General features: G+C 47.5%; 9 protein-coding genes. 4 read left to right on the forward strand and 5 right to left on the reverse strand.

Annotated elements, in window-relative coordinates:
• Window positions 1-527 precede the first annotated feature (527 nt).
• The 3 genes from QUA42_RS19280 to nadB all read left to right on the forward strand — a co-directional run bounded on the left by QUA42_RS19280 (window position 528) and on the right by nadB (window position 4,159).
• Window positions 528-1,487, forward strand: coding sequence for an adenylate/guanylate cyclase domain-containing protein (locus QUA42_RS19280; protein ID WP_333041108.1), 960 nt, complete (start codon window positions 528-530; stop codon window positions 1,485-1,487).
• Between the two features lie 255 nt (window positions 1,488-1,742).
• Window positions 1,743-2,177, forward strand: a complete 435-nt coding sequence (psbU, locus tag QUA42_RS19285) for a photosystem II complex extrinsic protein PsbU (protein ID WP_006635850.1) — start codon at window positions 1,743-1,745, stop codon at window positions 2,175-2,177.
• A 329-nt stretch (window positions 2,178-2,506) separates the two neighbouring features.
• Window positions 2,507-4,159: an L-aspartate oxidase gene (gene nadB / locus QUA42_RS19290; protein WP_333139197.1), complete on the forward strand. Its 1,653-nt coding sequence runs from the start codon at window positions 2,507-2,509 to the stop codon at window positions 4,157-4,159.
• Between the two features lie 21 nt (window positions 4,160-4,180).
• On the opposite strand, the gene QUA42_RS19295 is transcribed toward nadB, so the two are convergent.
• The 4 genes from QUA42_RS19295 to btpA all read right to left on the reverse strand — a co-directional run bounded on the left by QUA42_RS19295 (window position 4,181) and on the right by btpA (window position 9,722).
• Window positions 4,181-4,444 carry a hypothetical protein gene (locus tag QUA42_RS19295; protein ID WP_333139199.1) on the reverse strand — a complete coding sequence of 88 codons (264 nt, stop codon included), beginning with the start codon at window positions 4,442-4,444 and terminating at the stop codon, window positions 4,181-4,183.
• Window positions 4,445-5,028: 584 nt separating this feature from the next.
• A complete protein-coding gene (locus QUA42_RS19300; RefSeq protein WP_445301342.1) occupies window positions 5,029-7,164 on the reverse strand; it encodes a CHASE2 domain-containing protein in 2,136 nt (711 codons plus the stop codon).
• A 497-nt stretch (window positions 7,165-7,661) separates the two neighbouring features.
• A complete protein-coding gene (locus tag QUA42_RS19305) occupies window positions 7,662-8,585 on the reverse strand; it encodes a vitamin K epoxide reductase family protein (RefSeq protein ID WP_333139203.1) in 924 nt (307 codons plus the stop codon).
• Window positions 8,586-8,834: 249 nt separating this feature from the next.
• On the reverse strand, window positions 8,835-9,722 hold the full coding sequence (btpA, locus tag QUA42_RS19310; protein ID WP_333041132.1) for a photosystem I biogenesis protein BtpA: 888 nt from the start codon (window positions 9,720-9,722) through the stop codon (window positions 8,835-8,837).
• A gap of 408 nt (window positions 9,723-10,130) precedes the next feature.
• On the opposite strand from btpA, the gene QUA42_RS19315 reads away from it, so the two are divergent.
• A complete protein-coding gene (locus tag QUA42_RS19315) occupies window positions 10,131-11,117 on the forward strand; it encodes an SGNH/GDSL hydrolase family protein (protein ID WP_333139205.1) in 987 nt (328 codons plus the stop codon).
• 282 nt (window positions 11,118-11,399) lie between these two features.
• Here the strand turns inward: QUA42_RS19315 and QUA42_RS19320 are convergent, their stop codons facing one another.
• Window positions 11,400-12,452: a Gfo/Idh/MocA family protein gene (locus QUA42_RS19320; RefSeq protein ID WP_015178266.1), complete on the reverse strand. Its 1,053-nt coding sequence runs from the start codon at window positions 12,450-12,452 to the stop codon at window positions 11,400-11,402.
• Between the last annotated feature and the right edge of the window lie 19 nt (window positions 12,453-12,471).

The following is a 12,471-nucleotide window of genomic DNA, read 5'->3' on the forward strand; positions in this document are numbered from 1 at the left end:
AGCCCACGCCCCCTACCCCCCGCCTAGCTCTACTGTGTACAGACAAGTTGATCGCTGACCCATATTGTAGAAACCCTGTTTCCTGGATTCTTGATTTCTCGTTTTGCCGAATCAATAACTTAAAATTCATGAAAATAAGCTTCCTTTCTGAGATTCATGCGAAACTTGGGTTTCAGGAATGGTGTTGAAAGATTTCGGACTTGTGTGTACACGCTAGCCCCCTAGCCAGAGAACCATTTTCCCACTTTTTTCTGGCCCATCAAAATAAATAAAAGTTGTCTCCCCTTCGGGGCACGCAGTATGATCAGGTACAATCTTGGTAGACAGTCTGTTTTTACTGCCTGCTTTGGTAGATCGAATCATAAATACCTTCGCTAGCTCGATCGAATTTATGGTTCACAAATCCTGCAGAGGCTAGGTGCATCGACGATGGACTAAAAAATCTAAAATCTGAAGTCTCAAATCTCAATTCGGTTAATTTTGTGTCGTTTCTAGGACTGTTGTGACGAGTGCAACCCAATCCACATATGGTACTTCGCACAGAAGGCGGCAATCGCTACTTGCCGCTCTCCGGCAGCAATTGCTGGACAGTAGGGCGGAGCGATGACAATAATTTTGTACTGACAGATCGCTGGATTTCCCGTAATCACGCGATGTTACAGCAAATGGAGACAGGAGAGTTCTACCTGATCGACTTGGGCAGCCGCAATGGTTCCTTTGTCAACGGGCGGCGGGTCAGTATTCCTGTCACTCTCAGAAATGGCGATCGGATTATTTTCGGTCAAACCGAATTGGACTTCTACAACCCAACCGCCGGCCATCGGCACGATCCACCAATACACGAGACAGACTCTGAAGATTTTACGGCGACTTTGACGGTGCGTAGCCTGATTAGCGTCATGGTAATGGACATCCGAGACTTTACAGTTTTGACTAGGCAGCTAGACGAAACCCTCCTCTCGGAAGTCATCGGCAATTGGTTCCGCAAAGCAGGACAGATCATTCGCGAACACGGCAGTTGGGTGGACAAATACATCGGTGATGCCATCATGGCCGTCTGGTTCCACAAAACCAGCGGTGTCAGCAGCGAGGAAATGATGCGGATTTGCCAAGCTTTGAGCGAACTGCACAAGGCAACAGACGAACTCAGCAGCCGTTACCCCCTGCCTTTTCCTTTGCGAGTCGGGGCAGGCATCAATACTGGTTATGCAATGGTGGGAAATTCTGGCAGCAGCGACCGATCGGACTATACCGCCTTGGGAGATACTGTAAACGCAGCATTTCGCCTGGAATCTTGCACCAAGCAACTGGGCAAGGATATCGCTGTGGGAGAAACTACCTACAAATACCTGACGCAATTGGGGGCCCAGGGCGCTTTCGAGCAGCACACCGTTGCTTTAAAGGGTTACGACACTCCCACCGTGACTTACGGCGGTACTTATGCTGATTTGAATGCTTTTCTCAAAACGAAAGGAAAAAGTTCTTGATAGCGAGAAAATTGGGTGCGGGGCAAAAATTAACCCCTTAAAATAGCAGTCCGAGTTTTTCATTTGCAGGGCCTTCTATAAACTTGTCTGCGATGCTCAAAAGTCGGCTAATATCATATATTGTCCGCTTTGTCAATAGTCAAATGTAAATTTTATAACAGCCCTCTACCTATTGCGGATTTATCTGAAAAACTGCATAAGCAAAATGGTAGTCTCTACATAAATGCTGTGTATGAAATTGGGAGACAAAACTTCATGAAACGATTGGGTCGTCTATTGGCAGTATTGGGCTTAGTGCTGGGCTGCTTTGCATGGGCTGGAGACCAAAGCGCGATCGCGGCGTCATTAAGCCGTATCGTCTTGCCATCATCCTCGCTCCTAGCTGTTGAAGCTCCGGCTAGAACCAATCGCGCCGATGAGAAGCTTGCCACAGAATACGGCAAAAAACTTGATTTGAACAACAGCGCGGTCCGGGACTTTCGGGAATTTCGAGGGTTGTATCCCACTTTAGCTCGACTAATTATTAAGAATGCTCCTTACGAAAATGTTGAGGACGTACTCAATATTTCAGACTTGACGGATGCTCAGAAAAAAGTGCTGCAAGCTAACATGGACAAATTCACCGTAACTGATGTTGAATCAGTTTTTATTGAAGGAGACAACCGGTTGAATAATGGTCTCTACGACTAGGTAGCAGCGGGTCTCATTTGAAGGCAGAAGTCATTGGGCAGAAGGCATTCGGCAGAAAGAAAAGATTTTTTTTCTATAGGCTGATGACTTCTGCCTTTAATTTCTGAACACATACTTTCAACCATCATTCAGCAAAAGCCGACCAAAATTCGCTAGATTGAAATAAGCGGGTTCCCAAGATTCCTCTGTAGACTCAATTCTTTAATCTAAAATCTAAAATATAAGCTCGCTCGACTGACATTAGTTCAAGTCCCCAGATTCATCTGTAGACTCAATTCTAAAATCTCAAATCTCAAATCTCAAATCTCAAATCGACTGGCGGCAGACTTATGACTGACAAATTTGACGTATTGGTAATAGGTGCTGGCGCGGCGGGTTTGTACACAGCACTTTGCCTGCCAGAGCATTTGCACGTGGGCTTGATCAATAAAAATACCCTGCCTGTTTCTGCCAGCGATTGGGCTCAAGGAGGGATTGCCGCGGCGATCGCCCCTGAAGATTCCGCAGCGCTGCACGTTCAGGATACACTGGCTGCCGGAGCCGGTCTTTGCGATTTGGAGGCGGTGAAATTTTTAGTCGAGGAAGCTAGTGCTTGCATTGACTCCCTGGTGAAAATGGGCGTTGCATTCGATCGCACCGGCCCAGATTTAGCCCTCACCCTAGAAGCAGCCCACTCCCGCCGCCGAGTTCTCCACGCCGCCGACACTACGGGCAAAGCCGTGATCAGTACGCTGACAGCAAAAGTATTGAGCCGCAAAAACATTCAACTCGTATCTCCTGCCTTTGCTTTGAGTCTGTGGCTAGATGCAACCGGGCGCTGCCAGGGGATTAGCTCGATTTGTGGCTCACAAGTCAAGTGGCTGCAGGCCCAAGCCGTGGTGCTGGCGACAGGCGGCGGCGGACAGGTTTTTGCTCAAACGACCAATCCGTCGGTAAGTACCGGGGACGGGGTGGCAATTGCGTGGCGCGCCGGGGCGCTGCTGCGAGATTTAGAATTTGTGCAGTTTCACCCGACGGCGCTGAGCACAGCGGGCGCGCCTCGGTTTCTCATTAGCGAAGCGGTGCGGGGAGAAGGAGCTCATTTGGTTGACAGTAAGGGATATCGCTTTGCTTTTGATTCTCACCCCAGCGGGGAACTCGCCCCTAGGGATGTTGTCAGCCGCGCAATTTTCCGCCACTTGCAAAAGACGGGAGAACCTCATGTTTGGCTGGATTTGCGCCCGATTGCGGTCGAGCGACTGCGCTACAGGTTTCCCAATATTATTCAAGTGTGCGCTGATTGGGGAATTGATATTTTTTCCGAACCTGTCCCGGTGACGCCCGCAGCCCATTACTGGATGGGAGGGATTGTCGCTGATAAGTTTAACCAAACTTCGATTCCGGGTTTGTACGCGGTGGGAGAAACTGCGAGCACGGGGGTACACGGCGCTAATCGGTTGGCGAGCAATTCGCTGCTGGAATGTCTGGTTTTTGGGGCGCAGATGGGACTTTTGCAGCTAGAAGCTGGAACGCCGGAGGCATTCGCCGATCAGTTCGAGGCGGGGGAAATCTTGGAAAAATCGATTTCTGAAAAGGACATTGAGGCGATCGAAAAGTTGCGGGTCGAATTGCCGAATTTGGTGTGGCAGAGTGCGGGAATTTGCCGGGGACAACGCGATTTGGAAAGTGCGATCGTCCAACTTGAGATTTGGCGGCAAGAATTTGCTTCGTTGCCTTTGAGTCAAACGCTTGATAATTTACGGCCCGGACAAATTATTAATTTTTCCCCTGCTGAGGCGGAGAATAGCTCGATTTTGCGAAATTGGGGAGAAGTGGGGAATTTATTGGATATCGGCTATTTAATTGTCAAAAGTGCTGCGTTTCGCACCGAAAGTCGCGGCGGTCATTACCGAGTGGACTATCCCCTCACCGATCCGGATTGGTGCAGCCATACTTTAATTAACCAATCGAATTGGTACAAATCTCCGCGAATAGAAGATTGAAAATTTATTGAAAATTTGGGGTCAGCGCGTCCCCGTACCGTCACTGTTGGGGTTGCCGTTCGGGTCTGGCTCGTATTGTTTTGGGTAATTTGGAAACCTAGAGGTTTGTGCAACTGTTACAACTCTCGGCGTCGATGGCGTCGGGATCTCGCCCGCGCTACGGGCTTTTGTGAAATTGCTAGTTGAGTTGCTGGCAAGTCGAGCCGCATTTGCGGTGCCGACTATATTCACTTGCAGGCAGGCAGCCAGGGTTGCCGTTGTTGTGAGCTGAATCAAAGTACGCATAGTATTCACAGCCTTATTCAAATCACCGCAATAGATCTACGTCTGTACCACCTATTATATCTATCAATTTCCGTATTTCCACTGATATCTTTACCTTTACTTTAATTAACTTTCATAAGTTTATATAATTTTTTTTACATTAAAGCTTTTTGGCGATTTAAATTTGGTTTCAGGTTGTGATTTATTTTAATATTTTGTAACATTTAGATAAGACGGCAAGTTGCTCTCATAAGTTTTATACTTGGCTAAATCTATCTAATGGCAGATGACAGATATAAGAATTTTAATTTGTGTGATTTTAGATTTTATATTTCACTACTTTGGACATTTTTGTGAACGGTTTCAAAAAGCTTAGAAGCCTTACAGTTTAAGGAGCGAGCTATTTTTTTTAGTGAGCTGCATAGGGGACCCCTGAAATAATATCTCTCTTACGGCCCAAGTAGGGTTTGAAGTATAAAAATTCCTCAAATTATGTCTGAAAAAATTGATATTTTAGATGAAAAAATAGAATAATTACAAATGACTTATCAAGATTGGGGGGGCGACTTTACATACAGTTGCATTATGTTTCTAACTGGTCTTAATTAATAAAAGTGATATTGATTTTTCCCCCGTTCCTTAGCACGATACATCGCAACATCGGCATTCTTAACTAAAATCTCTGGCTCTTGACCGTCCATGGGATATAAACTAATGCCAATACTTGTAGTTACAGAAACTGTATGTTCTTCTAAAATAAAAGGCTGCATGATGGCGTCGCAAATTTTTTCCGCTACTTTCGCAGCTTCCTCACGGCCGGGAATTGCGGGCAAAATGACTGTGAACTCGTCGCCGCCCAACCGCGAGATTGTATCGCTGCCACGCAAGCATTTTTTGAGCCGACTGGCAACTGTTTTTAAGAGTAAATCACCCACATTGTGTCCGAGAGTGTCGTTGATTGACTTAAATCCATCTAAATCTAAAAAGAGTAAAGCTACCAATTCCTGAGTGCTGGAGGCTATTTCTAGAGACCGATGCAAGCATTCGTAGAACCTTTGGCGGTTGGGCAAACCGGTAAGGGCATCGTGATAAGCTTGGTGGCTGAGTTCAGCATTTTTTTGTTCTAGGGCATTTGCCCGGAGTTGGCGCTCGGTAATATCTCTGATTGCTCCGACTAAAAATAGGTTGCCTGCAGCATCTTTATGCAAGGATCTTTTAGTCGCAATCAGATGCGTAATTCCGTGAGCGTCAGTAAAATATTCTTCATTTTCTCGCGGCTGGTGAGTTTGAAATACTAATTCGTTTTGCTGCCAAAATATCTCGGCTTCGGCTTGGGGAAATAACTCGTAATCGGTTCGGCAAGTTAAAATTTCTAAAGGATAGCCAATAAACCGACAATAGGCCTGATTCAAAACTACCCAGCGGTGATTTCGATCTTTGACAAAAATGGGGTCGGGAATTGTATCGATTAGCGATTGTAAAAATTCTTTAGACCGTTTTAATTCTTCTTGTAAGTGAGCCAGATAACCCACAACTGCGACACCAGAACCCACAAGACTGAGGATTGGAGGAATTAACGGTAGCCACCAACCTGCTAAAAATGCTAAGTATAAACTGGCACTTAGACCTAGACACATACTTGATAAACAATAAGCCGATCGACCAAGCGATCGCAAATTCCAACTCACATTTGCTCCCGCCCAAGACCACAGTAAAATCCACAGCAACTCCGCAGCTTCTGGCCAGACATTGATACCCCCGCGCCCGTCGATGGCTGCACTCAAAATTTGGCTCAAGAAATGAGCCTGAAGCTCGACTCCCGGTATTGGCTGGGGAGGACCAAACCAACCGGAACTGTAAGAATTTTGGTAAAAGTCTCTGAGGCTGGGGGCACTTGAGCCGATCAAGACAACGCGCGATCGTACAAAATCAGCAGGTACTGTGCCAGAAAGCACATCGCTCATCGATGCAGTGCGAAAACTGCCTCGCGGGCCGCGCAGGTTGGTCAAAATTTGATAGCCGCGGCTGTCCGCTCGAACGTAAGCACCGTCATTCGGTTGAAAAGGCGGAAAAACCCCCTTGCCTAACTGCAAGTATTTAGGATTGACTCTTGCTCGTTGAGGGGAAATTCCTTCGCTTTTGAGGTAAAGCAAAGCCAGTCTGAGTGCGAAACTTTGATGAGTTTTGCCGTCTCCGGGCCAAGCGTAGAGCAAAGTTCGCCGGACTTTTGAGTCAGCGTCGATGACAACGTTGTTGAAACCAATTCGATCGAGCTGGTCAAGTACCGGAGGCGGGCGAACTCCGATCCTGGTTTCGTCTGGCATCAACTCAATGCCGATTAAGTTGGGAATAGTTTTAAAAGTTTTGACCAATTCGGCGTTACCCGGTTGAGTTGGCAAATCTCGGTAAACGTCGAGGCCGATCGCCCGCGGCTTGCCCGCGTGCAATTTTTGCAGCAATTGGGCCAAGACAGCATCCGAAATTGGGTAGCCGTATTTTTGCAAGTCAGCTTCCTTAATTTCTACAATGACGATGCGCGAGTCAATTGGTTCGGCCGGCCGCCAGCGTACAAAGTGGTCGAAAGCAGCCCATTCCCACACCTGAAAAAATCCGAACCAGCGCATTACAATCACCGTACTAGCAACGGCACTCGCAGTAATCAATACTCGGCGTTCTCGATCGACCCATTTTTTGATAGTTTTTAGCATATTTTGGGGATTTGGGCCTCGCCCTTTGAGCATCTAAACTACTACTACCTATAGGTTTTACATCTCCAGGGCGATCGGCTCAGTCGATTTTAGATTTTAGATTATCCAATTTTTTGGTTTTTCGGTGCGGGCGAGTCGATTTTAGATTTTAGATTTTAGATTTTAGATTTTAGATTTTAGATTTTAGATTATCCAATTTTTTGGTTTTTCGGTGCGATCGGGCTGCAAGAGGAGAAACCGGGTTTCGCAACCAAAATATGTCATTCCAACAATCATTCTGGAAGCAGAAACCCGGTTTCTTGCTTTTATGTAAAAGTTTTAGTAGTTATTCACCCATCTAAATACTAGAAACCCACAACTTCTTCTAAACTTTTTTCGTTATCACTAATTTTTACTATTTTTTTATTGATTATAGATGCAAAATTTTAGATTGATTTCGCAGCACGAGCCAAGGATAAACTAAGTTAAAAACCAGGATATTTCCAGCCCATCAATCTAAAATCTGTCATCTATAATCTCCAACTTTCCTGTCAGTTTTGAAAGTTGCGCGGGCCGGTGTAACCCGATAAATCAGCGAGTTTATCCAAAGATTGCGTCCCCGAATAAAACTGACCATTAATTTCCCAAGTCGGGAAACCTTTCACATTCGCAGCAGCAGCTTGGCAAATTTCAGCACGGGAATTTTGCCCCCGGGGATCGCATTCAACATAATCAATTATTTTGGCTGCTTCTTTGCCGAACAGTATTTTTTGGTCGTGACAGTGGGGACACCAGTAAGCGCCGTACTCTTTAGCGCCAATTTGTCGGAGGTGGCGAGCCAAAGCAATTTGTGCCGGACCGGAGGTTGTAGTGACGGCAGGAGGTACAATTCCGGGGGTAGAGACAGTAGGAGCAGGTGAGTTGACACTGTTATAAAGTCCCAAGGCGCCGATCGAACTCACCATTGCCACCAAAATGCCTGTAAACACCAACTGTCCGATATCTTCCCACTCGCGCCCGACTAGCACCAGCACAAACAGCGACAGCGAAAATAAGGCAGAAGTGATGCAGTAAATGCACAGTTCCTGAATTTCAAAAGCCATCAAATACATCAAATAGCTGCTGAAAATTACCATCGCAGCGGTGATGATAAATAGCGCTTGCCAAGTGTTTTTTTCTAGTTGAGAGTGCAGTCCTTTCTTGGTGTCGGGATTTACAGCTTTGGGAGCTAATGCCAGGATTGCTATGCTTAGGTAAGCCAGACAGCCTAACAAACTTAAAGGCACTGTGCCAAAGACTGTAGCGTAGGGACTGTTGAGAACTTTGTCGCAGCCACTGGTGGGACAAATGACCGAGCCAGTCGTGAATTTAGCGATCGTGAGATAGGCCGTTTCTATGACGCCTATGGCTGCGATCGCTGCCATCACAGTCCTAGACCAGCGATGAATCCAAGGGGTTGAACGTCGGCGAATCATTTTTTGATTTGGTAATTAATAATTGGGAATTTGAAACAAAAAGGAATTTTGGCAACTAGCAATGTCAGGGTTCTCAGGAATTTAACGGATGGATGTTGAGGGAAAAAGTCAGAAGTCAGAGAAAAGAAATAGCTATCCGTATATCTGTGACTTCCGTGTCGTGAATCAAGGAAATTGGGAATTGGTGATTTTTTCACGGTTAGCTCTTCGTTTTCAGCGATTACCGATTACCCATTACCTCTTCCTATTTTACGTTTTACTTGTGACTTTGCCCGGTTCCGGTGTTGGCCCTCTTGAGCCATTAGCATCTCTATTTTCCTGTTCGCGCTCTTTCTGTGACAAGCTGCGGCGGGCGGCTTCTACAAACTGACTGACGCGGATCGGATCTATAGGCTGCTCGATGCGACCGTTTCGTTTCAGGGAACTCGATACGATTACGCCGTCAGCGGCCTGCATGAGGGTGGAAATGTTTTCCCACGAGGCGCCGCTGCCGATGAAAACTGGAATTCCCGCCGCTGCTGCACTCGCGAGTTCTAAGTCTTCGAGATTGGGAGGACTACCAGTTGTCCAGCCGGAAAGGATTACGGCGTCGGCTAAAGCTCGCCCGATCGTCTCTTGGACGGCTGTGGTCAAGTTGGGGCTGCCGAGGGGTCGCCCGTGCTTGACTAACACGTCTGCTAATATTTTGACATCGCTGCCCAATTCCCGGCGGTAGCGCAGTAGCTGGTGAGCTTGGCCTTCAATTAAGCCTTGGTCTGTAGCCATGATGCCGTTGAGGACGTTGACGCGGATGAATTGAGCTCCTGTGCAGGAGGCGATGGCGATCGCGCTTTGGGCGTCGTTTCGCAGCACGTTAACGCCGATCGGCAGCGTCACGAGATTAGTTAGCCTCTCGACTACCAGAGTCATGGCACTTACCACAGCCGGATCTACGCTGTCTTTGGCAAAAGGAGCGTCGAAAAAGTTCTCGACAATGATACCGTTTGCGCCACCAGAAGCCAGCGCTGTAGCCTCTTGCTCGGCTCTTCCGATAATAGCTTTGAGGTTTCCGCCCCAGCGGGGAGAAGTTGGCAAAGGCTGTAAATGTACGACACCGATTATGGGATTCGGCGTTTTGAATATTTGTTTTAAGTCCACGGATTTTCCTGAAACCACCAAGTTCACTGACGGCTGACGGCGGATTTTGACGGTATATTCTAGAATTCTATATCCACGGGGGCGATCCGGTTGACTTAATCGGGTTGCCAAGTTGCTCAAAGCCCGACGGCATAACATTTTAGATTTTAGATTTTAGATTTTAGATTTTACAAGGACGACGTACTTACTTCCCTCCAAGAGGGATACTTGCTTCAAGACAGGAGTCCTCGAAAGCAAAAAAAGTTTAGATTTTAGGGAGATTTCCCAGATTCATCTATGGAGTCAATGCTTTAATCTTTAATCTAAAATCGACTGACTACAATCGGGGTTGAGAGCTTGACTGCAGTTGCATTCTTTTTTATACCTTGGTGTCGGCAGGGGTTGATCCTTCTCTATCGAGGTTAAGTGGTGAAAGTTGTTCTCATAATTTTGGCTGTCACCGCAGGATTGGGGGCGGCAATCGAAGTGGTCCTGCGGGTGCTGCTGGGTTTTGGCAATCCCTTGATTTATATTGCGGATGCCGAGTGCGGTTATTTGTTGGCGCCCAACCAAAAGGTGCGTCGCTTGGGCAACCGGATTGAGATTAACGAGTATTCGATGCGTAGCGGAGCGATCGCCCCGATCGCCTCTCCAGAAACTCTGCGCGTCTTGCTGTTGGGAGATTCTGTCGCCAACGGCGGTTGGTGGACACATCAGACAGATACGATCTCGGAAATTATGGCTCGGAATTTGAGACTGCTAGTACAGAATCTGGCGAAAAATACACAATTAGGTTCACAAGTCAACTATTCAAATTTTGAAGTTCTCAACGCCTCAGCCAATTCTTGGGGGCCGAGGAATCAACTTGCTTACGCCAAGCGGTTCGGTGTTTTTGGGGCAAAGGCTTTGGTTTTGCTGCTCAATACGGACGATTTGTTTGCATCGGCTCCCTGCGATCTGGTTGTAGGACGCGATCGATCTTACCCGGATCGCAAACCCCGATCGGCGACGCTAGAGTTATTGAGCCGCTACCTGCTACCTGCAGTGCCGACTCGCCAATTGGCAGCACCCGGAGCCACAAGCGGCGATGTAGTAGGCTCCAACTTAGAGGCTATTCGGGAAATCCAGAAAATAGCTGTATCCGCCAACATCGAGTTTTTGCTAGCCGTCACGCCCAAGCGGGGCGAACTCGGCGGCCCGGGCCCTCGCGACTGGGAAGTCAATGCTAGAGCGCGTCTCGCCGAACTCGTAGAAACAGAGAAAATTACTTACATAGATTTTCTTCCCATTTTCAATTGTGCGGCCGAGTTTCCAACTTTGTATCGAGACAGCATTCACCTGAGTCCTCAAGGAAATCAGCTAGTTAGCAAAACCATCAGTCGTCAAATAGTCGGTCTTTTTTGGCATAAATCGTGACTTCACCTAAAGACGGATACTTGCCCACTACTTCTTCTGTTGTCGAGAACAAAAAAGTTGAAACCTTACTTCAAGCCCCCAGATTCATCTGCAGAGTCAATCTAAGATCTAAAATCGCTCGACCCGCAACTCGACGCTCGCACTCGCCGAACTTCTCACGCCGAATAGTCCAATCTCAAATCGACTGACATCGAATCCGGTTGCATGGGAACAGTTACCCTCTTCAACGAACAACAAACCCAAACTGTAAAAGCACCCGGAAACGACACGATTTGTCTCGATTTAGCTAACTTGCAAAGTAGACTCTAGCTCTTTCGGATACCAAGCTTGACCGTCGAGAGCCATTTGCTCGATCGAACTCGCAAGCCGCAGAGCTTTGAGAGCTTGTTCTCCTCCCACAGAAGGCTGATTTCCACCCCGCACGCAATTAATAAAATGCTCCAATTCTGCGTGGAGCGGTTCAATATTGCTGGTGTAAACTTTCTCGATCAACCCATCTTGACGGTAAAGCACCTGACCGTAATCCGTCACGTAATTGGCGGTTGTTTGTCGGTGAATCAAGATTTCGTTGTTGAGAAAATCTGCCTCTGTCAGAGAATTCTTGCAGTGAGCCACGATTGAACGGAGTTTGCGGTGCGTCACCTTACTGGCAGTCAGGGTGGCGACAATGCCGTTAGCAAAGTTCAACGTCGCTGTCACGTAGTCTAAATAACCTGAATCTGAGGCCCTGCTGCCGCTGGCGGTCAGCTTCACAACTTGGGAATCTGCCAATTCCAAAAGCAAGTCGATGTCGTGGATCATTAAATCCAAAACTACCGATACGTCGTTAGCCCGCTGGGAATAGGGACTCATCCGGTGAGCTTCCAATGCCAGTAACTCTTCTGTTTTCAGCACTTTGCCGAGTTCCTGAAAAGCTGGATTGAAGCGCTCGATGTGACCCACTTGTAAAATCCGGTGGGCCTCAGCAGCAGCGTTGACCAAAGATTCGGCTTCGGCAATGCTAGCCGCGATCGGCTTTTCAATTAAAACGTGAACACCCGCTTGGAGACAAGACATCCCCACAGGGTGATGCAGGCGAGTTGGAACGGCGACGCAAACTGCATCTACGTGGGCGAGCAAATCTCGGTAGTCTTCAAAGAAGCGAACCCGGTATTTGCTTGCTACATCTATTCCCCGCTCTACATTTATGTCTGCAACACCCACGAGTTCGATATCTTTTAGCAAGCTCAGAACTCGCGTGTGATGCTGGCCCATATTGCCAACCCCAATCACCCCAATGCGGAGGGGTTCGGGTTGACTTCGCTGGGCGAAAACGTTTGCGTATCCCAATGACATCCTATCTAGCACTCCTGGA

It is taken from the genome of Microcoleus sp. Pol11C2, assembly GCF_036701505.1.
Classification (GTDB): domain Bacteria; phylum Cyanobacteriota; class Cyanobacteriia; order Cyanobacteriales; family Microcoleaceae; genus Microcoleus.

Bases quoted from the DNA above. Each gene is read 5' to 3' on its own strand.
- QUA42_RS19280 (WP_333041108.1), top strand. From the start codon at position 528: ATGGTACTTCGCACAGAAGGCGGCAATCGCTACTTGCCGCTCTCCGGC.
- psbU (WP_006635850.1), top strand. From the start codon at position 1,743: ATGAAACGATTGGGTCGTCTATTGGCAGTATTGGGCTTAGTGCTGGGC.
- nadB (WP_333139197.1), top strand. From the start codon at position 2,507: ATGACTGACAAATTTGACGTATTGGTAATAGGTGCTGGCGCGGCGGGT.
- QUA42_RS19295 (WP_333139199.1), bottom strand. From the start codon at position 4,444: ATGCGTACTTTGATTCAGCTCACAACAACGGCAACCCTGGCTGCCTGC.
- QUA42_RS19300 (WP_445301342.1), bottom strand. From the start codon at position 7,164: ATGCTCAAAGGGCGAGGCCCAAATCCCCAAAATATGCTAAAAACTATC.
- QUA42_RS19305 (WP_333139203.1), bottom strand. From the start codon at position 8,585: ATGATTCGCCGACGTTCAACCCCTTGGATTCATCGCTGGTCTAGGACT.
- QUA42_RS19320 (WP_015178266.1), bottom strand. From the start codon at position 12,452: ATGTCATTGGGATACGCAAACGTTTTCGCCCAGCGAAGTCAACCCGAA.